Source organism: Spirosoma sp. SC4-14 (assembly GCF_037201965.1).
GTDB lineage: Bacteria > Bacteroidota > Bacteroidia > Cytophagales > Spirosomataceae > Spirosoma.
The window spans coordinates 1-22123 of sequence record NZ_CP147519.1; the positions used below are offsets into that span (position 1 = coordinate 1).

The window sequence follows — 22123 nt, forward strand, 5'->3', positions numbered from 1 at the left end:
TCCTACCGACCTTACCCTTTACGCTGTCGATTATGTTATTAAATTTCACTTTATACGGCTGTTGCAACCTCCTGCCATAAGTAATGACTCGTCAAAAAGAAGGAACTTTAATCCGTATGGTCAATACCTACTTCGAGCGTCTGAACGGGTTTTATATACTCCTAAATGTATAACCCCTACTTTACCAGCACTTCCCTCGCCATTGATTTTACATTTACCATATTCGATACGAGCTTGGTGAAGCTTACAATTGTGCCAACAAGTTTTTGTATTTAGGAGAACCTTGCAATAAGTACGCTTCATCTGTAGAGGTATACTATTTTCGCAGAACTAACTATCTATACAATAAATTTTGTTGTAAGAAAACTACTTATACCAAATAGCGGCCTCAAGAATAGCACAAGTCACCGATTTTACTAATCAGAGGTACTTGTTTCACTTAAGAAGTAATAGGAGTAATATTGCCTTGGCGGCTTTAAGCGTTATGCGGAGTGCGGTGTATGATTTGGAGATGAGGTTGTTTACAGCCTGTTTGGTCAGCCCCATTACTTGGGCAATTTCATCAAGGCTCAGCCCTTGGTAAAAACGAAGATGAATCACTTCTCGTTGCCGGTTCGTTAAGGTGGCAATTGCGGCTTGCACAGAGTAGGTTTCAGCCAGAAGCGTTTCCTGCTCAATGGATTGTTGTTCAATGGATGGATGAACCAGTAGGTCTAAAAAATTGCCTATATCTTCAGAACTTTCGAAGACATCGTGACGGGCGTTACGGATCAGTTGATTACGTAAGGCCCGGAAAAAATAAAATTTGACTTGTTCGACATCACTTAAATGTTCCCTGCGTCGCCATAGATCGATGAAAACGTCCTGAATAGCATCTTCGACTACTGCTTTTTGAGGAGTCAACCGATATCCATAATGGCTCAGCGCTTTAAAGTGACGATTGTACAACAACTCATAAGCTGCCTTATCGCCCGCTTTAAACGCCTTCCATAATTGCGCGTCCGACTGACCTGTAGTCAATGTTTTCTTGAATTTTTTCTATTTTATGTAAAGAAACAGAAAAACCTCGAATAAGACAATGGTCGACACTTACCTGGAGGATACATTAATACAACAGCAGGTCGGTGTTTATGGACAGCCTGGTTAACCACTTTATAAAAGCAATTGATAACCTGATATACTGACGAAGATAAGTGCCCTTAATTTGAGCGATCTTTTTAGCGTGAAGGGGGACTATTGACCAGTGATGATCAATATATAATGCCACTTTGCCAAATCCAGGAGCCGCTAGTCGGCTCTATTGCATTGATTGTTAGACGTTTGTTAGCCCTTGACCTTCAACTTGGGACGAAAGGAGTCAGCTCATCCAGACTTGGTTTACGATCGTTTTCGGGGTAGACTGGGTTTATGGCGTAAACCTAAAGCCTATGCTAATGAGGTCTGGCCCGCTTTCCCTCCATCAGGGATTACAAACGGGGCAATCCTCTGGGTCTGCTTGTGAGAGTGCATCGGATCGTCCTCGTACCTCTTTATACGTACATAATACACACCCATCGATTTCGCGATTAATTAGTTCTGTTTGCTGGCCACACTGGCGACAGGGTAGCCCTTTTTCGGCCCCCACTTTGCCCCAGCCAGGGGTGTGACAGGCCGGGCATAAACGCAATAACCGATCCGCCAGCCGGGTGGCCAGTTCACCAATTACTTCCATACGAGTGGGGTTAAACTGGGCCCGCATATCGGTTTCAACCCAAATAGCTCCTTGGCTGCAGTAGCTCCTGGACGCTTCGTAAGCAGTTTGAAGAGCCTGCGTTGATTGGATGCCTTTAAAAATGGGGCCATTGGTAGCCCTATCCGTCGGACGTAGAATGAGCCCATGGGAAGGAAACCAGGCTGCCTCGGCAAAAGCCAATAAGGCTTCCCAGCTGTCTACCTGCCCCATACGGTAGTTTGTCATTTCACTGACGAGCGAAAGATGCAGATGGAACCCCCGCTTTCGGTCAATAAAATAAAGGATCTCCTCATCACAGGCCAGGAAAGGCAGATACGGGTGCGGGCCAAAGCTACCCTCACTGGCCAGGACGTAGTCCACCTGGTGGCCAAACCCCTCCAGTGCCCACTCGCATTTGCGCCGGGCGCAATCCAGGGCGCTACCGGCCCGCTCGACCTCCCCGGTAAAGGTGCCCAATCGATCCGTGTCCAGTTCATATTCCTCAATACGGGCGGCCAGCCGGTCCCCAAACGGTGGGGCGATGGCCCGGGACTTGGCATGTTTCGTGGGCAGGATGATACGCCTGCCCGCATAAACGGACAGGCGTTGGGAGTCTGAGGCTGTCATCAGCATGTACAGGCTAAGCAATGGATTGGGCTAGGAGTGGAGTGGCATAACGGTAGGTGAAGTAGCTATTCAGCCGATATTTTGCCGCCCGGCGCCAGGCGGCTAACGAGTCATCGTCTACGTCCTATAGGCGTAAACGATGACTGCCGATAGTTTACGGCTCCTCCACGCATAGGTGAATAACCGACTCAAGACGAATTGTTTTTCCCGCTTCAATGCCTCGTAGCCAGGATGAAAGAAGGGCTTTGTCGGCTTTTAAAGCCCCGGCTCGTTGGAGCGAAGCCGCATGTTCTCGGCCCTGCCGCTCCTGGTGCGAAAAGTTTTTCAACTCATGGAAGTTAATTTTGTAGGTCAATAAGCCTGACAAGACTTCCCGGGCTTCCTCCTGGCTAAAGCTGCCCTCAATCAATTGCACACGAAAGGTATTTTCCATCGGTTGTTGATTCAATTAAAGGTTAATAATCGCGTGTATATCGATCGGTTCAGGTGTCGACTCAATCTGCCAACGAGCCTGGGCTAACTCGTTTTGAAGCTGCTTGATGCGGCTCTCCCGCTGTTTAATATCTTCCTCACTGTGCGAGCCCGCGATTTTTTGCTGGTGAAAGTTTAGTTTGACGGCTATCAGTTGGGCGAGCAGCTCGAGCGCTTCCGTTTTAGTAAAGCAGCCGTTCATCAGTTGTAGGTGCATGGGTGTAAGTTCGTTTAGATTATTGCCCCTGACCCATGGAAAAGGCCGGTTTTCCATGGAAAGCGTACAGGTTTTCGGTCTTGATCGTATCCAGATCGGCTTCAATGGCCTTGGCCAATAGGTCGACGATCTGCTGTTTGGTGACGGAATGGCCTTGGGTCGGTAGGAATCGACACCGCCAGTGGTCGGTACAAAATGTTTCCCGAAAGCCATCGGGCCACACTTTAATGCCCCGGTTGGTAATCAGGCTCAAGGGGAGATCGGCGGACTGAATTCCACTCACTCGGGCGGCCAGCTCCTGGGGGTTACTGCCTGACCAGTGGACAAACACATCGACACCGATTAATTCTTTTGGGGCGCTGGCTTTACGCCGGTAAGCTGGAAGTTGAAGGGGTGTTTCGTTCGAGTGGGATACGCCTTTAAGGGTAGCCGGTTTCTCACCAAGCCGGTCAATAACGGCCTGGGCAAACTCGCGGGTGCCGACTTGTTGGCTACTAACCCCTTCTTTATAGATATCGTAGGTATGGACGCCATCTTCAATGGTTTTGAGCCAGGCGTTGTGTACCCGCTCGGCGACGGCGAACTGGCCAATGTGGTTGAGCATCATGATGGCCCCCTGCAACAAACCCGAGGGGTTAGCCAGATTTTGGCCCGCCCGGCGGGGCGCTGACCCATGAATAGCCTCAAACATGGCAACCTCTTCGCCAATGTTGGCCGATCCAGCTAGACCCACCGATCCGGCAATCTGAGCCGCTACGTCCGACAAGATGTCCCCGTAGAGATTGGGCATCACGATCACATCGAAGGCTTGGGGTGTATCGGCCAGCTTGGCTGCGCCAATGTCGACAATCCAGTGTTCGTTCTGCAAGTCGGGATACTCGCTGGCGATCTCGTCGAATACCTGGTGAAACAAACCGTCGGTCTGCTTCATAATGTTATCCTTGGTAAAGCAACTCACTTTGTGGCGGCCGTAGTGGCGGGCATATTCAAAGGCATACCGCACAATTTTCTCGCAGCCCGGTCGACTGATCAGTTTGAGGCACTGCACCACTTCATCGGTCTGCTGGTGCTCGATACCCGCGTACAAATCTTCTTCATTTTCCCGGATGATGACCACATCCATAGCCGGATGTTTGGTTTTGACAAAGGGGAATAAACTGGTGCAGGGACGTACGTTGGCGTAGAGCCCCAACATTTTACGGGTGGTCACGTTGAGGCTCTTGTAGCCGCCCCCCTGGGGGGTGGTAATGGGTGCCTTAAGAAACACCTTGTTTCGGCGGATGCTGTCCCAGGCTTCGCTGGCGATGCCGGATGTGTTTCCGGCCAGGTATACCTGCTCACCAACCTGGATCTCTTCGATGGCCAGCTGAGCGCCCGCAGCCAGGATAATTTGTAACGTGGCGTCCATAATCTCAGGACCGATGCCATCTCCTTTGGCAACTGTTATGGGGGTCATAGGTAAACGACTTGTTGATTGATGCCGCAAAGGTGTAGGGTTTGTTCTATAAATAATAATTTATACTTTTGATACAATACATAAATCATTTTTATGAATCACACGCTGCATCAGTTACAGGTATTCCTCAAAATCGCCCAAACGCAAAGTATCACCAAAGCGGCCGACGCCTTGTATCTGACCCAGCCAGCGGTGTCGATTCAGCTCAAAAACTTTCAGGATCAGTTTGATATTCCACTCACGGCGATCATCGGCCGCAAGCTCTATTTGACCGATTTTGGGCGGGAGATTGCCCAGGCTGCGGAAAAAATAGTGAACCAGGTCGATGCCATTAATCATAAAACACTGGCTTACAAAGGGCTGCTGTATGGTAAACTCAGCCTCTCGGTGGTCTCGACGGGGAAATATGTGATGCCGTATTTTTTGTCGGGCTTTCTGGCGGCCCATGCCGGCATCGAGCTAAAAATGGACGTCACCAACAAGCAGCGGGTGTTGGAAAGTCTGGCTCAGAATGAGGTGGATTTTGCCTTAGTGTCGATCTTGCCGCAGCATTTGGCTGTTGACCGCATCGAATTAATGCCCAATAAATTGTATTTGGTAGGCGGGGCTGATTCAGGACAGCCGGTGACGGAGCAGGCCCCTTCCGTGTTGAAAACGTTACCTTTGATTTACCGGGAGGCCGGTTCGGGTACCCGGTACGTGATGGAAACATTTATTGCTGACCATCAGGTAATGGTTCGTAAAAAGCTGGAACTAACCTCGAATGAAGCGGTGAAGCAAGCCATCATGGCTGGCCTGGGCTATTCGATTATGCCCTTGATTGGGATACGGAATGAAGTACAGCACGGGGATCTGACGATTATCCCGGTCACGGGGCTTCCGCTACAAACCTCCTGGAACCTGATTTGGCTGAAAGACCGGCCTTTCTCGCCCGTTGCTCAGGCCTTTATGGACTACCTGACGACCCATAAAGAGCAGATTATTCGCGACCGATTTGCCGGTTACGAGCGGTATTAAGTGGATGTGTTGACCTGATTGGAATCGGACGTTTTCGTGTACAATTTTTCGCAATCTTTAATAATAATGTAGAGGGCTAAATTTCAGGACAATAGGTACGGAATTGTCAAATAAATGACCATTTGGCTGGACGGTTTTTGAGTAAGAGAGGAGTATCGTCTAGCTAGATCCGCAATTTTAATAACTGCTAACTAGGAGCCGTAGCAAACGTAGCCTTCATCTCGATGCCCTTTAACAAATCTCTTCATTTTAACCTGCCCATAGCGGGATATAACAATAGGAGAAGAGTCGTGTTGCTGCGCTGCTCCAAGGTACCCGGAATTTTCTCCAAACGGGTTTGAAATATCCAGAATTCTTGGATCACTAACTCGTTTAAAAAAATAGGAAAGCGGCCAACAGTCTTCTCTGAAAGGGCCTCAAAAGTCTTTCATCCTGCATTTTAACTATTACTCTTCCAGACATCATCTTCGGCACAAGTTTGGCGCATCTCTATCGAAGAAGAGAAACTACCAGGGTGGGTTCAAGACTATCTCGTTGTTAAGCTTTTGAAACTAATCATCACAATCATTATCTGTCTAGGATACATGGAAACTATAACATTGATTCCTGCGAATAGCCTCATCACGGCTACCCCGGAAGAAGGTCGCCAGTTAGCTATCAAAATAGCCCGGTTAATCATTAAAACGACTCAACCCGATGCCCAGATTCGGGAAAACCTGCGGGCTGTTTATGCCAATGATGCGATGATGTTACTAGCGGTTGGGCAAACTGTAGCTATCGAGTTTTCGACCATTGCGGCCGCTAACGACTACTGGCGTGTATCTCTCTAAAGAGAGGCCTATAAATGACGATCTCCCAAGCGAAATACAATTTTATTTTTAACTGGAAAAAACAATGGAAAAGCGTTTAAAAATTGGCCACATCGACCCTGAGTTCTATAAATTGCTTTCGGCCATAGATACGCACATCGCGAGTTCTGGCCCAACGGTATCCCAACTTGATTTGCTCAAAATCCGGGCATCTCAAGTTAATGGGTGCGCCTATTGTATTCAATCGCACACCAAAGATGCCCGGGCTCATGGCGAAACTGAAAAGCGCATCTACGCTCTGGATGCCTGGGAGGAAAGCCCTTATTTTTCGGATGAAGAACGGGCGTTACTGGCGCTAACTGAAGAAGTGACGATGATCCGCGAAAAACGGGTATCAGATAGGACTTATCAGCAGGCCATTGCTCTGTTTGGTGAAACACTAACGGCTCAACTCATCATGGCGATCATTAGTATAAACGCCTGGAATCGGATTGGTATAGCTACCCGTATGACGCCTGCCTGATAAAAAAATAGCTCAACCAAATTAAGAGATATGTCTTATGCCATAAACCTGGCTAACACTGATACGTGAAGCTGGTCATACTGAAGGGCTACGGAGCCGCTTGCATCACTGAAGAGCATCGTGGCTCTTCAGTGATGCAAGCGTTTTTTTTGATTATCAGCATATCACGGTTGCGGTCAAAAAGGTCAACTTCGACGATAGCTAAGAGCTTGTTATTTAGATTTTTATAGATGGGTGAAGCTTTGGTGAACCCCTTTCTGAGTAGATAAGCAGTATCCAGCCAGTACTAATAGGGAATTGGTTACAACGCTATGACATTGTAACTGTTCTACCTTCAAACAAAGTCTATCCGTTTATTTTGACTTTCATTCGTTCTGGCATTAATTGCCGGATTAGTCTAGAAAATACGAGTCTTCTGGGAACTTGTAGTAGGGGAAAATTGCCTTTAGGGGCATTTAGTCTATGTACTCCTTATACACGGGTTTAAGGCCAGCTAAATAAGCAATTGGCGTGAGGAAAAAGAAGACAACCTTTTGGAATATAAAGGGGAAATTGCTCAGCCTGAATACATTCGAAAACGAATTGGCCGTTAAGGCGATTTGGAGCATTCGAGAAATACCTTTCCGGTTATCCGCTTCGGCACTCGCTATTCCAATTACTGTTTCCAGAAGATACTCAGTGTTAAGAGCAGGGCGTACCCGACAATTGATGGTCGTTTGCTGAGTTGATCCGTTCCATAGTGCATGAGGCTGATTAGCCGCAATAGTTATTGCTTGGCCCGATATCAAGTGCTTATATTTTCCCTTCAGAAGAATAGTAAGCTCGCCCGATAATACATCAAAATCCACCGTTTGTTGTGGTAAACAATAAAGTACTGTGGGTTTGGGCTGTGGCTGAAATGTAGCATACATGCCCAGAAATTGACCGTCTGTGTTTTGGGCGGTATGCAGGAACATGATTTCCTGACCTGTTTTGGCATTGCGAATTATTTTATTCCGGTAGGCCATATTGCGATAGAGTATAGGGTAGATACGTACCAATTAACAAGGCTTATGCCAAGCCGGTCGCCAAACGAAAATGAAACAAGATAATCCGTTTGCTTCTGCCGAAACCCAGTCGTAAATCATAAGTGTAACCTCAATATTAGCTAGGAGGGCCTATTTAAGGTTTCGTTAAAGTGACATTGGAGCAATTGCCATCGCTTAGCTGTTAGATTTTTAGGATTGTAAACTTTCAGCACATCTAACATCCTCCAGTTGAGTCGTACTTCATTACGGATTTGTCTAACTACTCCAGATATACTGGATTAAGCAAGCTAACCTGAGGTTATAATCACATTCATCTGGCGGTTAAAAAGGTCGTTTCTGACTTTAAATGAGGGGATAATGATAATAGTTAGTTTTTAGCGGCCTTCGGCACAGGGTTTGGTAAAGGGTGTTTGAACCATAACTAATCAACTATATGCACACTCTTTCGTGTACGCCAAACAAGTCAACCGGCGCAGGCAATAGCCTTAAACGCAACCGATTTAACGTGGCTTTGCAGCTGACTGCGCTCACACTAAGCACACTGCCCGGAGCTCATGCTCAGGACGGGAATGCCGGTATCAAATCTACTACCAGAGCTACACCTATTCAGGTCGTTGATATGTTTCATACGGCTTTTGGTAAACATGACGGGCGGGCCGTTCATGCCAAGGGCTTCATTCTGGAGGGTAGTTTTACACCCGCACCCGAAGCTCGTAAGCTGACAAAAGCGGCCCATTTACAAAGCGGTTCGCTGCCGGTTCTCGTTCGATTCTCTGACTTTACGGGGATTCCCGATATTCCTGACACGGTAGGGGCCTCCCACCCACGGGGTATGGCCATCAAGTTTCAAATGCCCGAGAATCAATCGACCGATATCATCTTCCATAGTTTCAACGGCTTCCCTGTGTCCACAACGGATCAGTTTAAAGTCATGCTGGAAGCCATTGGGGCCAATCGAGAAGGAAATCCAGCCACGCTGAACCAGTTTCTGGCGACGCATCCTGTCGCGAAAACTTTTTTGACGACGCAAAAACCCTTCACCCCAAGCTGGGGAACGCTGGCCTACTTTGGCGTAAATTCATTTAAGTTTACCAACAAGGCTGGCCAATCGCAGTATGTTCGTTATCAGATCATTCCTGAAGCTGGTGAGCAGTTCCTGACGGCCCAGCAGGTTGCCGCTTTAGGCCCCAATTACCTACAGGAAGAAATTAAGGAGCGAGTGGCTAAGAAACCGGTTGTGTTTAAGCTGTATGCTCAGATTGCCCAGAAAGGCGATAAGATCAAAGATCCTTCAATTGCCTGGCCCGATAGCCGGAAGCGTGTTCTGCTCGGAACGGTGACAATCACTAAAGTGGCCGCGAATACGGTTGCGGAGGATAAAACGCTGTTTTTCAATCCCAACAACGTACCCGAAGGGATTAATATCGCCGACCCAATGCTGCTGGACCGGGCACGCGCGTATCCTATTTCGGTAGGTGGACGTCAGGGGGCGTTTGAAGTGCATTAACTGTCACCCCGTCAATCATTCTGTTGCCAGACGACTTAGAAAAGTCCGAATTCACAGTAAACTCTTTATGGATATGCGAACCGTATTGATTACCGGAGCAACCTCAGGTATTGGGTTGAGTATTGCCAACAAACTTCATGAAAACGGCTTTACCGTGTTTGGCACCAGTCGTTTTCCGGAACGGCATCAACACAAGGTTGCCTTTATGCTATTACCCTTGGACATAACGTCCGAAGAGTCGATAAAAAACTGTTTAGCTGCCTTATCGGCTAAAACGGTAGTGATCGACGTGTTGATAAATAACGCGGGAAATGACCTGAATGGAAGTGCCGAGGAAACCAGCTCGACATTAGCCCGCAAGCAGTTTGAGATTAATTTTTGGGGAACGGTCAATATGACAAAAGCCGTCTTGCCTTTGATGAGAGCCCAAAAAAGTGGTCAGATTATCACTATTGGCTCCCTGGCCGGACTGGTTGGAATTCCGTTTCAAAGCTTTTATGTGGCCTCGAAACATGCGCTGGAAGGTTTTTTAAGTCGTTAAGATTCGAGGTGAAACCGTTCAATATCCGTATTTCCGTGGTAGAGCCTGCTTTTTTCAAGACCAACCTGGTGCAGGGGTTCGCCTACGCTGAACCAACAATTGCCGATCGGGAAAACGCTTTATCGGCCTATTCGAGTTCGATAAAGAACGGCCCCTCGCCAGAGCCGGTAGCTGATGTTGTATTAAAAATACTTCGGACTACCAGGCCACAGTTCAGCTATCGGGTGGGCAGCGATGCTAAAACACTCCCTGTCATACAATTTCTGTCGTATCCCTTATATGAGTGGGGGGCGGCAAAAAGATTCAACATTTAAAAACACACAAGACGTATGAAAACCTTACTTATCTCCCTCCTCTTGGCCAGTGCCATGCTGGTTACGCTTACCGCCTGTAAAAATGACGATGACCCATCACCGGCACACACATTTGTACTCGTACACGGTGCCTGGCAGGCTCCTTATGCCTGGCAGTATGTCAAGAGCCAACTGGAGCAAAAAGGCCAGAAGGTTGTCGTTGTCGAATTACCGGGCCACGGTACTGACAAAACACCCCCGGCTACGGTAACAATGGATGCCTATCGGGACAAAGTTATTGCAGCCATCAATAATCAATCCGGGAATATCATATTGGTCGGTCACAGTATGGGTGGGGTGGTGGTGACCGCAACGGCCGAGAAGATCCCGGCCCGAATTGATAAGCTGGTCTACATTGGTGCGTTTCTTCCAGCCAGCGGACAGTCGCTGCTGGCGTTGGCCCTGACAGACAGCACGTCGCTGCTTGGCCCTGCCTTGGTCCCGTCGGCCGACAACCTGACGCTGGGTATCAAGTCGGAGAACCTGGTTCCGATCTTTATTCAGGATGGATCGGACGCGGTAAAAAAACTGGTTGTCGATAACTACCAGCCCGAACCCGCTATTCCCTTCACCAATCCCGTGACACTGACTGCTGCCAATTTTGGAAAAGTAGATAAGTACTACGTGCATACGGCGCTGGATCATGCCGTGGGCCTGCCGCTGCAAAAGCGCATGGTGACAGCGGCAGGTATAAAAAATACATACACCCTCAATAGTAGTCACTGTCCGTTTCTTTCGATGCCTGATCAGGTGACAACTGTACTCATGGACATTGCCAAATAGGCGTCAAAAATGACTGCAAACAATAGCGTATATAGTATACCGTCAGCAGTCGATGGACTACTAAATCTTTCACTAAACACATTTCTACGAACATGGAAGCAAGCAAAAATCGACCAATTCTATTTATTACGGGTGCCTTTGTCGGCAATAACTGTTGGGACGAATGGATCTCGTTCTTCTGCGCAAAAGGATATGCTTGTAGTGCACCGCCCTGGCCTTATAAGGATGCTTCGCCGGCTGAGCTCCGAAGCCGTCAGCCCGACCCGGATATTGCCTCCATCCGGCTGGCTCAGTTGACCGATCACTACGCTGAAATTGCCAATCGCTATACCGAAAAGCCCATCCTGATTGGCCACTCGATTGGCGGCCTGATGGTCCAGCTTTTACTACAACGAGATTTGGGGACCGCAGGCGTAGCCATTCATCCTGTTGCTCCACAAGGTCTCTTAACCTTTGAGCTATCTTTCTATAAATCGACCTGGCACCCGTTGGGCTTGTTTACCGATTCGGACGAAAGCTATCTAATGTCGTTTGAGGATTGGCAGTACATATTTACCAACGGGATGCCTTATGAGGCTCAGCGCGAAGCGTATGACAAATTTGTGGTGCCGGAATCAAAGAAAGTATCGAGGGATGGCCTAACCGAAGCGGCTCATATTGATTTCTCCAAATACCACCCACCGCTATTGATTACCTCCGGGAGCACCGACCACATCATTCCTGCTTCACTGAACCATACCAATTACATGAAGTACAAAGACAGCCGCTCCATTACCGATTACAAAGAATTTGAGGGGCGCAATCACTTTGTATTGGGCCAGCCAACGTGGCGTGAAGATGCCGAATACATCCTGAATTGGCTAGAGAGCACAACTGTTTAGTTCGGCGGGTTTGGTAGTCAGGCTACCAACAAAAGGCCTTTAACAAATAAAATCATGATGTCCTATACAACGTTAAACAAACAATTCATCAACGGCCAGTGGACAGATGGCTGTGCTAAAGAAACGAATGGATAACCTCAATCCATTTACGGAGGAGGTTATCCATTCGTTGCCGTCAGCCGCCACCAGTGATGTAGACACCGCTTTTCAGGTTGCCAAAAACGCGTCGGCTGCCTGGGCGTCCAGTAACCCCCTGTATCGCCGGGATTTGCTGCTCAAAGCCGCCCGGCTTATTTCCGAACGGCAGGATGAGTTCATCGACTGGCTAACCAAAGAAGCGGGAAGTACCTACATCAAAGGTGTTATTGAGGTACAACAGGCGCATGATATTCTGGTAGAAGCGGCCTCGTTTCCCACTCGGATGCACGGCCGGACAATGGCGTCGACCATTGATGGTAAAGAATCGTATGTGTACCGAAAGCCATTGGGTGTGGTAAGCCTGATAAGTCCCTGGAATTTTCCATTATACCTCTCCATGCGCACCATTGCACCTGCGCTGGCGGTTGGCAACACGATGGTCGTAAAGCCCTCGGTGGAGTCGTTGGTGACGGGTGGAACGATCATTGCCAAATTATTAGAAGAAGCGGGGTTCCCGGCCGGGGTGTTCAATGTAGTGGTAGGGAAATCAAATTTGATCGGCGACTATTTCACAGGTCATCTGTTTTCTAAATTTGTCTCGTTTACGGGCTCAACGCCAGTTGGGAAAGGTATTGGTCGAATTGCCGGCGAATCGGTTAAGAAGTTGGCACTCGAACTGGGTGGTAACAATGCGTTCATTGTGCTTAACGATGCCGATGTTGGTCAGGCTGTTGCGGGTGCCATCTTTGGGAAGTTTCTGCATCAGGGGCAGGTGTGCATGGCCACGAACCGAATTCTGGTTCATGAATCTATCTACGAAGAGTTCAAGACCAAATTTGTAGCCCATACCCAAACGTTACCTTATGGCGATCCGGCCGACAAACAGACGGTTATCGGACCAGTGATCGACAGAAAAGCGGTTAAGCGCATTCTGGGAATGATTGACGAGTCGGTTAAAATGGGGGCTGTCGTCGAAACAGGAAATCAGGTGGCAGGCAATGTCATACAACCCACGGTACTGTCGAACGTAACGGTTGATATGCCCATATTCCGGGATGAAATCTTCGGTCCTGCGGTAAGTATCATGCCGTTCAAAACCGATGAAGAAGCCATTGCACTGGCGAATGCCACCGAATATGGCCTAAGTGGTGCTGTGCATACGCGGGACATATACCGGGGTATGAAGCTGGCCCGGCAAGTCGAAACGGGTATGATCCACATCAACGACCAGTCAGACAATGACGAAGTACATGCGCCTTTTGGTGGCGAAAAGTCATCGGGTACAGGGCGCTTTGGCGGAGACTTCATGCTGGAAGAAATGACCACCGTTCAGTGGGTCAGTGTAGTGCACGAACCCCGGCAGTATCCCTTTTAACATTCACTGGAATGGCTTTATAACTAAATAGCTCATTATACAGAATGAATCCTTCCTCGGTCTATTCTATCAGCTGTAAATTGTAAGCTTATCTGAACACCGTCGCTTTGGTCGATTTGAAGGGTGCCCCGTAACTGTTTACTAAGTCCCCTGATCAAGCTCATACCCAGCGTTCGACTTCGGTTCGGGTTGAGATCGGCAGGTAAGCCAATGCCATTATCCCTGATCGTAAGCCGGTAGGTTTTGCTATCAGGCTTTAGTAACGTAATGGCGATAAAACCGTTCTGTCCTGAGGGGAAAGCGTGTTTTAATGAGTTGGTGACCGCTTCGTTTATAATCAGACCCAGCGGAACGGCCAGCGTTATGTCTAACCCAATAGGGGCTACTTCAATCTGCTTTTGGATAGTATCTTGACGGTCAAAGCTTGTGATCAGGTAGTCTACAATTTCTTCTATATACTCTGAGAGTTCAACGTTGGCGAGGTGATCGGATTGATACAACTTCTGGTGAATCAGGGCCATGGCATGCACCCGGTTCTGGCTTTCCCGGATGGCCGACTGGGCCGAATGGTCGGTCAGATACACGCCCTGAGAGTGAAGCAAGCTGTTGATGATCTGTAGGTTATTCTTAACCCGGTGGTGGATCTCTTTTAACATCCACTCTTTCTCCGCCAAAAGGCGATCCTTTTCGATGAGTACTTGCTTGAGAGAATCGTTTTTCAGGTTGATTTCCTGCTTTTGAGACTCAAGTAGCTGATGACTATGTTGTTTGAGTCGGAACCGATTGAAGCTAACGCCGAGCAGACTCACTAAAAGAATAGCACCAGCGATAAAGCCGTAACGGGTTGTTTGTGCCCGCTTCAATTCGCTTTGCTGGCGCTGTTCTTTTTCGGTCAATAACTGAATTTGCTGCTCTTTTTTTTGGGTTTCATACTGAATCTCCATTTCGTTGATCTGCCGGCTTTTAACAGCATTGGAAATGGAGTCATTTAACGCTTTGTACTGCTGATACTGAGCAATAGCGGCAACATAACGACCGGCCGCAGAATCCACTTTAAACGCCATTAAATGCACTTCCATGAGGATATTGGCGGGTACCTGACCCTGGGGAGCCGACAATAGTTTCCGGAGAAAGGGACTGGCTTTGGAAAACTGCTTCGTTGCCACATAAAATCGCCCGATGCCCATATTGGCAACTAGGGCTACCCAGGACGCGGTTTTTTTGCTCCACTCAATGCTTTCTAAATAATAGGCTTCTGCCCGTTTGTATTCCTTGAGGGCGGCATAACACTCCCCAAAACTTTCGGCCATTGTCATTTTGTCATCAACGACAAGGGGCAGATTTTTTCGGTCAATAGCTGTCAAAAATTGCAGTGCTTCCTGTGCTTTCCCCTGTTTGAGCAAAGCTCTGGCTAACTTTTTCGCCATAGCTGCATCGACAATCACCTGGCCTTTTTGCCTGCTGATGGCCAGCGAATTTCTATACGTCTCGATACTTTTATCAATCTGCCCTAACTCAAAATAAACATTCCCCAACCTGAAATAAGCCTCATCGAGCTGGCTCTTATTCCCGTTTGCCTCCAGGTTGCTGACCATTTTCAAGGCGTAAAAGAGCGCGGAGTGTAAATCTCCCCGATAAAAACCAATATTCGATAGCGCAAAGAACGTTTTGTAAATGCTTTTGTCGCCGATCGCTTTTTGAATCGTCAGGGTGCGCAGGTACCCCTGTTCGGACTCCTTTAACTTACCCTGTATACCATGCAACTCTCCTATGGCCGACCTTATGATAACTTCCTGTTGCCGGTCGCCGACCTGGTTCGTCAGGGCCAGTGCATGCCCATAGGCCGTTAAAATCTCCGTGTAATTCTCTTCTGTCTTTACTAAACCAGCACCCAGTCTGAACCAGGCCTTGCCTTCCTGACCTTTATTGCCAGTCTGCTGATAGACCTTGATCACCTGAGTGAAATAAGCTTTTCCTTGTGCCAGCTCGTTCTTTCTGAAGTAGTAGGTACCTAACAGATATAGACTTTCCTCTTTCCATTTTTGATCGCCAAGCCGATTGCTGAGGGTTAACGCCTGCTCAAAAAGCAGAAGGGTGCTGTCCAGATTGGCTTTGGTCTGAGTGGGCAGACCAAGCGTGTACTTACCTAATTCCAATAACAGTTTTACCTGGGTTGTGTCGCTCCGGTTTCGGTTTAGCTGATGGCGCACACTATCGAGTTGTGGAGCAGACAACTGAGCCTGAGCCGGTAGCGTAAACAGGCACCAGATACTCGGAATAAGAAGCTGTTTCCTCGTTATCATCAACGAATCTAGGATTGAGTGTGAATTATTGGTTGAAAAGAAACGTATGCCCGAAAACGGCTAATCGCTGCCGACCATTTCTTTCACTATTTTTTCTTCCGTAAACGTCAGGCTTATCTGTACACCGTCGCTCTGATTGATTTGTAAACGACCACCCAGTTGCTTACTCAACCCCCGAATCAGACTCATGCCTAACGTCCTGCTGCGGTTTGGGTTGATATAGGCGGGCAGGCCAATACCATTATCGCTAACCGTAAGCTGGTACGTTTGGCTGTCCAGTCTTTTCAGGTCAACACCAACAATACCCGTCTGATTGAATGGAAAGGCATGTTTCAGAGAATTGGTAACCACCTCGTTAATAATCAACCCGAGGGGTACAGCCAGCGTCACATCCAGATCAACGGGAGTCAGAGAAATTTGCTTACGAACGGTATCTTCTCGGTTGAACGATTGGATCAAGTAATCGACAATCTCTGTCACATAACCTACCATGGGAATAGCGGTGAGCTGATCGGACTGGTACAGCTTTTGATGAATCAGGGCCATCGCATGCACCCGGTTCTGACTTTCCCGGATGGCCGACTGGGCGGCCTGGTCGGTCAGATACACACCCTGAGAATGGAGCAGGCTGGTAATGATCTGAAGATTATTTTTTACCCGGTGGTGAATCTCTTTGAGCATCCATTCTTTCTCGGTCAATAGTTGTTGCTGACTGGCGAGGAGCGTTTCCAGCGTCTGGTTCTTCTGGTTGATCTCACGTTGTTTCGCTTCGAGGAGCTGGTTGCTTTTCTGCTTGATCCGGTAGCGGTTATAACTCAAACCCAGCAAACAAAGCAACAGAATCGAACAAATCAGGATTGTATTTCGGATGGTTCGGGCCTGGTCTAATTCAGTGGCCTGCAAGTGGCTTTGTTTCCTGAGCAGGCTAATGTTCTGTTGATTTTCCTTCGTCTCATACTGGATTTCCAACTGAGCAATCTGCTTCGCCTTGGTTTCGCTGAAGAGCGAATCATTCAATGTTTTATGAAGCCGGAAATGATGAATGGCGGACAAATACTTTCCCTGAGCTGAATCGACTTTAAAGAGCATGTAGTGAATGTCTTTCACCGTCGACAAGGCGTGTTTCTGGGGAATAAAAGCCAATGCTTTTTCCAGGAAGAGCCCCGCCTTTTTAATGTCCTGCTGCTCCAGATAAAACTGACCGACTTCTGCCTGAACTTTCTGCGACATCTCTGTATTCTGATGGGATTTTTCGTACCAGTCGATGGCTTCCAGATAGTAGCTCTCGGCCAGTGCAGACTGATGCAGGGATTGGTAGCAATTGGCCAGACTTTGCGCGATGCACCCTTTTTGAACTTTGTTGATCGGTGGTATTTCTCCGACTAATTTTTTCAGCAGGTGAATGGCTTCCAATGCTTTATGATGGGCTGTCAAATCGCGGGCAATAATGCTTGCAACATTATACATGGGCAGGTCGGCCTGTTTTTCCTGCCGCCATTTCTGGAGCGCTTTCTTGTACCAACTGATGGCCTGTTCCTGCTTCCCCAACTCCCAGTAGATCTGGGCCACATCACCATAAAACGTGGCCGCAAGCAAGGTGTCCCGAGTTCGGTTCATGCTCTCCAGACACTGAAACGAATAGCCCAGGGCTTTGCCGTAATTGCCCTTTAATCGGTTGATGTACGATAGCCAGCTGTAGGTATAATGGAGCTTGGGATAGCCAATAGCTTTGTAGCGGTTCAACACATTGACGAATTCACTATTGCCCAAATCCAGCTTTCCCTGATTGGTATGAAACGCGGCAATTTCACGAAGGATCAAAATTTCGGACTCGTAGTTTCCGATTGCCCTGTAGATTGAAGCCGCCTGCGTATAGCAAGCCACGACAACCGGAAAATTCTTGGTGGTAAACACGGAACAGGCACCAAATCGTGTCAGCGCTTCGGCCTGCCCATTCCTGTCATTTGTTCGGATACAGTCGGTGATAAGTTCATTAAAAAGCAATTTGCCCACCGTTGTATCCCTTAATTCCATGTGGGCAACCACCAGCATTGTCTCGGCCGCGTGTCGTTTGGCAGGCAAATGAAGCCTGGCACTTAAAGCTTTAGCCTGATCCAGATACCCTTTTGCGCTGTCTAAATCCAGTTTAACTTCACCGTACTTTAGCACATGAAACTTTCCTAACGCAATCAGAGCGTTAATGCGGTTGGTATCGTTTGGGTTACTGGCTAGCTGCTTCAGATATTGATTGACCATTTGTCGATTTATGTTCTGTCCCTGGCCCGACAGACTGGTCAACAGTAAGCCAACCGCTAACACATAGCTCCGAAAGCGACTCCGGAAAAAAAACAGAAGTGTAGCTCTATCAGACGAGACAACTTCAGGGAGCCTCATTGACAATTGCGGGCGATTGAACGTAGCGACTGGTTTCATGAACAATGACTATATAGAATAGTCTTTTACGTCTTCCTTTGCAATTTCAATCAAATCAGCCAGATTGTTACACATATAATGTGCTGATTATAGTGCGGTTAGCTGCTCTCTATCAACAATTTCCTCCGAGAACTCAAGTCGTACGTCAACCCCTTTACCGTCATGCTGACGGATTTCCAGACGTCCTCCAATCTGCTTACTCAACCCACGCATCAGACTCATACCCAGCGTTCGGCTTTTCTGCGGGTTAAAGTCAGCCGGAAGGCCCGTACCATCGTCGCTTATCACCAGCAGGTAGTGACTTTCCTGTGCGGTCAGCTCTACGCAGATGATCCCCCGATTACCAGCCACAAAGGCGTATTTGAGGGAGTTCGTCACCGCTTCATTCAAAATCAGGCCCAGTGGAACCGCTAGTGTAACGTCCAGTTCGAGAGGCATTACGTTGATTCGTTTGCTAATGGTATTCTCACGATCGAAGGACCTAATTAGATAGTCGACGATCTCAGCTACGTAACCAGTCATCGGAATAGCCGCCAGCCGATCCGACTGGTACAGTTTCTGGTGAATCAGGGCCATGGCATGCACCCGGTTCTGGCTTTCCCGAATGGCCGACTGGGCCGCTTCGTCTTTAAGAAAGACTCCCTGAGAATGAAGCAGACTGGTAATGATCTGGAGGTTATTTTTAACTCTATGGTGGATTTCTTTGAGCATCCATTCTTTCTCGGTCAGTAATTGTTGTTGTTCGGATAGCAGGGTCTCCAATGTGTGATTTTTTTGGTTTATCTCATGCTGTTTGATTTCCAGAAGCTGATTGCTTCGCTGTTTGAGCCGATACCGATTATAGCTTAGCGCTAACAGGCAAAGTAAGAGGGCTGACCCGCCCAGAATACCATTTCGAACGATTCGGGCCTGTTTTAGCTCCCCATCCTGCACTATTTTCTGTTTCTTCAGGAGTACTATATTTTGTTTGTTCTTTTGCGTCTCATACTGGACTTCTAACTGATTGAATTGATTGTTTTTCGTTTCGTTGAATATGGAATCGTTCAGCGATTTGTGCAGCCGAAAATGAGAAATGGCCGATTTGTAATCGCCTGTTGCCGAGTCGATTTTAAATAGTATAAAGTGAATATCCTTCAGTAGGGAAAGCGAATTTTTCTTTGTCGAATCAACCAATAAAGGCCTCACATAAAAATTGGCCTTTTTAAACTGGTTACGTTCCAGGTAAAACCGGCCAACTTCCATCTGGGCCTTTCGCGACATTTCAAAATCATGATTGGCCTTTATGTACCACCTCATAGCTTCCACGTAGTATTTTTCGGCCAGTTTATCATCCTTCAACGCATCATAGCTATAGGCGAAACTCTGTGCTACCGACCCTTTCTGGATGAAATTTATCGTTGGAATCTGAGTGACCAGATCGTTGATCAGTTTAAGCGCTTCCTTTGGCCTATGCTGTTCAATTAAATCCCGGACAATAATGTTGGCCGCACTGTACATGCCGTAATTTGGTAACCCTTCCTGCCGCCATTTAACCAGCGTTTTCCGGTACCATTCGTTGCTTTGACGATACCTGCCCAACTCAAAATACATCTGAGCCAGATTGCCGTAAAAACTGGCTGCCGATACCGTATCGCCCGTGTGGTTCATGCTCTCAATACATTGCAGCGAGTAAAAAAGGCTTTTATTGAAATCACCTTTCAGACGGCTAATGGTCGATAACCAGTTGTAGGTGTAATGAAGTTTTGGATAGCCGATGGCTTTGTAGCGTCTTAGGATCGTCTGGAACTCCCGCTCAGCCAAATCCAACTGTCCCAGATTCGTATGCAAGCCCGCCATTTCGTGCATGATCAGCAGTTCCTGTTTCTGGTTATGAAGCGACCGGTAGATGGCGATGGCCTGGTTGTAATTATCAAAAATCTCGGGATACTTCTTGGTAGTAAAGGAAATACAGTAGCCCAGGCGAAAACGGGCGTTGGCTTCGGATGCCCGATCACCCGTTCGTCGGCAATCAGCGATCAACCGGTCAAATAGCGCATATGCTTGTTGGCTGTTGGCTGCCTCCAGATAATTAGCCACTCGTACCGCGTCTATTTCATGCTGCCACGTCAACTGGTGCAACGAATCGCTTAGGTGCTTGGCTCGGTTCAGGTAGGACAGACTGCTGTCCAGATCCTCAGGCACATTGCCCGGTTTAAAAAGCTGATACTTGCCCAGCTCGAACAGGATTCTTATTCGGTTGGTATCTGCCTTGCTTTGGGCTAACTGAACCAGCAGTTGATTCGCCATCTTCCGGTTTATGTTTTGTCCCTGGGTGGGTAGAGCACCCAAAAGCAAACCAAAAAACAGGCAAACGTTTACCCGTATAAACGGAGATACCCAATAAATAAACAGGAGTGATCGTGCTGAGCCAATCGACCTTACTAATGATTGACTAAACGAGAAAAAGATTACTGACTCTATCATGATCAATTGGCTTCAATGCACTTGGCGTGTGAGCAGTTACTTATGACCGCCGACGTCTATAAACGCTTACTATTCACTCTACAAAAATGGCTCCGAATTGGGATGCCTTTAGTCGGACCAAAAAGACCTGCTTACCTGTTTCCCCAGGATCGCGAACTCTAAAAAAATTGGAGTTATAGGGTAAATGCGCGTATTCTTTTGGAGTTTCCCCAGACTAATTTAAGTCTACAGGTCAGACTTTTATGAGATATATCACGCTCTAGGCCTTTCGTTGGCTGTTTTCTACCACGTAGAATCAATGGCGGTTTCGTGGCACAGGAGTTGACCCGCTTTATGCAGGAATCGTCCTGTATTTCAACCCAATCCAATCTCCATGAAACGGCTTGTTATCTTCTTTCGCTGGCTCATTGGGCCGTCTATGACTATCCTAATTGAGGTGCTTCACGTTCGTTTGCTCAACGTATGGATTCGAACATCGCCCCCTGCTTTTATTCACCCCAACTGCACCTGGAAATTGGCCGATGGGCATGTCTGCCCCGGTAATCATCAGGGGCGGGATTTTTCGGACACTACCAGCGGCAAATTAACAGCGCCTACCCGGAATGGCACGAAGTTGTCAGTGAAGTCATTGGTTCTCAAATTGGTGGCATCGTAATCGGCAACTACCAGTTTCAGCGAGAAAAGAATGGGTTTTGGTATAGCGCTCCATTTACCCATTTCTACCGGATTCAAAGTGGACAAATCGTTAGTGCGTATTACTATATGGGCGAGGTGAATACGCACCTGATTTGGTTCCGGTGTACGACCGGTTTCCCTACTTACGTTGCTTTACATTCGCTTAACTGACGCTTAGCCTTCTACATAGAAACTTCGTTTTTGATCAACCATTCTCTTTTTTGGCGTTTATGGATTCGATAACAAACAATTTCCTTGCCGACATGGGTCATCCGACACCTACGGTCGAGCTGACCGAGTATGGCGACTTTACCTGCGCCCACTGCCGCCGGAGTCGACCTTTACTCGCTTCTATACTAACTGCGTTCGATGGTCGGGTTCGGTATACCTATCGCCACTTCCCCAACGAGCGATGCGAGGCCTCCGTAATGGCTGCGGTTGCCGCTGAAGCTGCGCGTCGGCAGGGGCAATTCTGGTCCATGTATGAGGCCTTGTTTGCCCAACCGACTATTACTCGTTCCACAGTCTCTATTCTTGCTATTCATCTTGGATTGCACTACCATCAGTTTCTGGCCGATTTAGATGGTGAAGAACTGCATCATCGAATTGAAGCAGACCGATGCGAAGGACAGCAGCTCGGCGTCATGACAACGCCTACGTTTTTCGTTGGTGGACAACGGTTTTACGGAAAGCTAACACAGTCCCGTTTAGCGCCAATTGTTCACGCTCAGGTAAGTCAGTACGCTCAACCCGTGCTTTCTAAAGTGGATATTGCCAACGGCATGATCTACTGGGGACGGGGTGAATGAATC

General features: G+C 47.8%; 21 protein-coding genes. 12 read left to right on the forward strand and 9 right to left on the reverse strand.

Translation table 11 applies throughout. The features are described 5' to 3' along the window. Positions 1-435: 435 nt before the first annotated feature. Entirely contained in the window at positions 436-1020 is a 585-nt protein-coding gene (locus tag WBJ53_RS32085; protein WP_020597184.1) for a sigma-70 family RNA polymerase sigma factor, read from the reverse strand. Between the two features lie 439 nt (positions 1021-1459). Then, a complete protein-coding gene (locus WBJ53_RS32090) occupies positions 1460-2092 on the reverse strand; it encodes a DUF6671 family protein (protein WP_338877386.1) in 633 nt (210 codons plus the stop codon). Between WBJ53_RS32090 and WBJ53_RS32095 the strand changes: the two genes are divergently transcribed. Then, complete coding sequence (locus tag WBJ53_RS32095) at positions 1982-2329, forward strand: hypothetical protein (RefSeq protein WP_338877534.1); 348 nt, start codon at positions 1982-1984, stop codon at positions 2327-2329. The genes WBJ53_RS32090 and WBJ53_RS32095 overlap by 111 nt on opposite strands. 163 nt (positions 2330-2492) lie before the next feature. Here WBJ53_RS32095 and WBJ53_RS32100 read toward each other — a convergent pair whose 3' ends face one another. Genes WBJ53_RS32100 through WBJ53_RS32110 form a run of 3 tightly spaced genes read right to left on the reverse strand, consistent with a single transcriptional unit; the run spans position 2493 to position 4482 of the window. Beyond that, entirely contained in the window at positions 2493-2771 is a 279-nt protein-coding gene (locus WBJ53_RS32100; protein ID WP_338877387.1) for a hypothetical protein, read from the reverse strand. 15 nt (positions 2772-2786) lie between these two features. Further along, the gene (locus WBJ53_RS32105) at positions 2787-3026 is read right to left on the reverse strand and encodes a hypothetical protein (RefSeq protein WP_338877388.1); all 240 of its coding nucleotides are present in this window, start codon (positions 3024-3026) and stop codon (positions 2787-2789) included. A 19-nt stretch (positions 3027-3045) separates the two neighbouring features. Next, positions 3046-4482 carry an NADP-dependent isocitrate dehydrogenase gene (locus WBJ53_RS32110; RefSeq protein WP_338877389.1) on the reverse strand — a complete coding sequence of 479 codons (1437 nt, stop codon included), beginning with the start codon at positions 4480-4482 and terminating at the stop codon, positions 3046-3048. Between the two features lie 93 nt (positions 4483-4575). Here WBJ53_RS32110 and WBJ53_RS32115 point away from each other — a divergent pair, with 93 nt between their 5' ends. From WBJ53_RS32115 to WBJ53_RS32125, 3 genes are all read left to right on the forward strand, one after another. Then, positions 4576-5499 (forward strand): LysR family transcriptional regulator, encoded by a 924-nt coding sequence (locus WBJ53_RS32115; protein ID WP_338877390.1) that lies wholly within the window; start codon positions 4576-4578, stop codon positions 5497-5499. 584 nt (positions 5500-6083) lie between these two features. Beyond that, positions 6084-6329, forward strand: coding sequence for a hexameric tyrosine-coordinated heme protein (locus tag WBJ53_RS32120; protein WP_338877391.1), 246 nt, complete (start codon positions 6084-6086; stop codon positions 6327-6329). 64 nt (positions 6330-6393) lie between these two features. Continuing rightward, positions 6394-6831 carry a carboxymuconolactone decarboxylase family protein gene (locus WBJ53_RS32125; RefSeq protein ID WP_111350881.1) on the forward strand — a complete coding sequence of 146 codons (438 nt, stop codon included), beginning with the start codon at positions 6394-6396 and terminating at the stop codon, positions 6829-6831. 455 nt (positions 6832-7286) lie between these two features. Here the strand turns inward: WBJ53_RS32125 and WBJ53_RS32130 are convergent, their stop codons facing one another. Next, positions 7287-7838 carry a cupin domain-containing protein gene (locus tag WBJ53_RS32130; RefSeq protein WP_338877392.1) on the reverse strand — a complete coding sequence of 184 codons (552 nt, stop codon included), beginning with the start codon at positions 7836-7838 and terminating at the stop codon, positions 7287-7289. 454 nt (positions 7839-8292) lie between these two features. Between WBJ53_RS32130 and WBJ53_RS32135 the strand changes: the two genes are divergently transcribed. From WBJ53_RS32135 to WBJ53_RS32160, 6 genes are all read left to right on the forward strand, one after another. Continuing rightward, positions 8293-9366 (forward strand): catalase family peroxidase, encoded by a 1074-nt coding sequence (locus WBJ53_RS32135; protein WP_338877393.1) that lies wholly within the window; start codon positions 8293-8295, stop codon positions 9364-9366. A 73-nt stretch (positions 9367-9439) separates the two neighbouring features. After that, positions 9440-9907, forward strand: coding sequence for an SDR family NAD(P)-dependent oxidoreductase (locus WBJ53_RS32140; protein WP_338877394.1), 468 nt, complete (start codon positions 9440-9442; stop codon positions 9905-9907). Between the two features lie 8 nt (positions 9908-9915). Continuing rightward, positions 9916-10221, forward strand: coding sequence for a hypothetical protein (locus tag WBJ53_RS32145; RefSeq protein ID WP_338877395.1), 306 nt, complete (start codon positions 9916-9918; stop codon positions 10219-10221). 15 nt (positions 10222-10236) lie between these two features. Then, complete coding sequence (locus WBJ53_RS32150; protein ID WP_338877396.1) at positions 10237-11043, forward strand: alpha/beta fold hydrolase; 807 nt, start codon at positions 10237-10239, stop codon at positions 11041-11043. A gap of 92 nt (positions 11044-11135) precedes the next feature. Then, positions 11136-11924: an alpha/beta hydrolase gene (locus WBJ53_RS32155; RefSeq protein ID WP_338877397.1), complete on the forward strand. Its 789-nt coding sequence runs from the start codon at positions 11136-11138 to the stop codon at positions 11922-11924. Positions 11925-12051: 127 nt separating this feature from the next. Further along, a complete protein-coding gene (locus WBJ53_RS32160; RefSeq protein WP_338877398.1) occupies positions 12052-13437 on the forward strand; it encodes an aldehyde dehydrogenase family protein in 1386 nt (461 codons plus the stop codon). 35 nt (positions 13438-13472) lie between these two features. Here the strand turns inward: WBJ53_RS32160 and WBJ53_RS32165 are convergent, their stop codons facing one another. The 3 genes from WBJ53_RS32165 to WBJ53_RS32175 form a co-directional block, all read right to left on the reverse strand. After that, positions 13473-15740: a histidine kinase dimerization/phosphoacceptor domain -containing protein gene (locus tag WBJ53_RS32165; RefSeq protein WP_338877399.1), complete on the reverse strand. Its 2268-nt coding sequence runs from the start codon at positions 15738-15740 to the stop codon at positions 13473-13475. 60 nt (positions 15741-15800) lie between these two features. Beyond that, positions 15801-18134 carry a histidine kinase dimerization/phosphoacceptor domain -containing protein gene (locus WBJ53_RS32170; RefSeq protein ID WP_338877400.1) on the reverse strand — a complete coding sequence of 778 codons (2334 nt, stop codon included), beginning with the start codon at positions 18132-18134 and terminating at the stop codon, positions 15801-15803. A gap of 126 nt (positions 18135-18260) precedes the next feature. After that, positions 18261-20459, reverse strand: coding sequence for a sensor histidine kinase (locus WBJ53_RS32175; RefSeq protein WP_338877401.1), 2199 nt, complete (start codon positions 20457-20459; stop codon positions 18261-18263). Positions 20460-21009: 550 nt separating this feature from the next. Here WBJ53_RS32175 and WBJ53_RS32180 point away from each other — a divergent pair. Next, positions 21010-21291 carry a hypothetical protein gene (locus tag WBJ53_RS32180; protein ID WP_338877402.1) on the forward strand — a complete coding sequence of 94 codons (282 nt, stop codon included), beginning with the start codon at positions 21010-21012 and terminating at the stop codon, positions 21289-21291. 250 nt (positions 21292-21541) lie between these two features. Next, the gene (locus WBJ53_RS32185; RefSeq protein ID WP_338877403.1) at positions 21542-22120 is read left to right on the forward strand and encodes a thioredoxin domain-containing protein; all 579 of its coding nucleotides are present in this window, start codon (positions 21542-21544) and stop codon (positions 22118-22120) included. Positions 22121-22123: the final 3 nt, after the last annotated feature.

What these genes read in the sequence shown, in the direction of transcription:
- WBJ53_RS32125 (WP_111350881.1), top strand. Translation starts at nt 6,394, where the DNA reads ATGGAAAAGCGTTTAAAAATTGGCCACATCGACCCTGAGTTCTATAAA.
- WBJ53_RS32170 (WP_338877400.1), bottom strand. Translation starts at nt 18,134, where the DNA reads ATGAGGCTCCCTGAAGTTGTCTCGTCTGATAGAGCTACACTTCTGTTT.
- WBJ53_RS32140 (WP_338877394.1), top strand. Translation starts at nt 9,440, where the DNA reads ATGCGAACCGTATTGATTACCGGAGCAACCTCAGGTATTGGGTTGAGT.
- WBJ53_RS32100 (WP_338877387.1), bottom strand. Translation starts at nt 2,771, where the DNA reads ATGGAAAATACCTTTCGTGTGCAATTGATTGAGGGCAGCTTTAGCCAG.
- WBJ53_RS32105 (WP_338877388.1), bottom strand. Translation starts at nt 3,026, where the DNA reads ATGCACCTACAACTGATGAACGGCTGCTTTACTAAAACGGAAGCGCTC.
- WBJ53_RS32130 (WP_338877392.1), bottom strand. Translation starts at nt 7,838, where the DNA reads ATGGCCTACCGGAATAAAATAATTCGCAATGCCAAAACAGGTCAGGAA.
- WBJ53_RS32120 (WP_338877391.1), top strand. Translation starts at nt 6,084, where the DNA reads ATGGAAACTATAACATTGATTCCTGCGAATAGCCTCATCACGGCTACC.
- WBJ53_RS32180 (WP_338877402.1), top strand. Translation starts at nt 21,010, where the DNA reads ATGAAACGGCTTGTTATCTTCTTTCGCTGGCTCATTGGGCCGTCTATG.
- WBJ53_RS32150 (WP_338877396.1), top strand. Translation starts at nt 10,237, where the DNA reads ATGAAAACCTTACTTATCTCCCTCCTCTTGGCCAGTGCCATGCTGGTT.
- WBJ53_RS32160 (WP_338877398.1), top strand. Translation starts at nt 12,052, where the DNA reads ATGGATAACCTCAATCCATTTACGGAGGAGGTTATCCATTCGTTGCCG.
- WBJ53_RS32175 (WP_338877401.1), bottom strand. Translation starts at nt 20,459, where the DNA reads ATGGCGAATCAACTGCTGGTTCAGTTAGCCCAAAGCAAGGCAGATACC.
- WBJ53_RS32095 (WP_338877534.1), top strand. Translation starts at nt 1,982, where the DNA reads ATGGAACCCCCGCTTTCGGTCAATAAAATAAAGGATCTCCTCATCACA.
- WBJ53_RS32185 (WP_338877403.1), top strand. Translation starts at nt 21,542, where the DNA reads ATGGATTCGATAACAAACAATTTCCTTGCCGACATGGGTCATCCGACA.
- WBJ53_RS32155 (WP_338877397.1), top strand. Translation starts at nt 11,136, where the DNA reads ATGGAAGCAAGCAAAAATCGACCAATTCTATTTATTACGGGTGCCTTT.
- WBJ53_RS32135 (WP_338877393.1), top strand. Translation starts at nt 8,293, where the DNA reads ATGCACACTCTTTCGTGTACGCCAAACAAGTCAACCGGCGCAGGCAAT.
- WBJ53_RS32115 (WP_338877390.1), top strand. Translation starts at nt 4,576, where the DNA reads ATGAATCACACGCTGCATCAGTTACAGGTATTCCTCAAAATCGCCCAA.
- WBJ53_RS32110 (WP_338877389.1), bottom strand. Translation starts at nt 4,482, where the DNA reads ATGACCCCCATAACAGTTGCCAAAGGAGATGGCATCGGTCCTGAGATT.
- WBJ53_RS32165 (WP_338877399.1), bottom strand. Translation starts at nt 15,740, where the DNA reads ATGATAACGAGGAAACAGCTTCTTATTCCGAGTATCTGGTGCCTGTTT.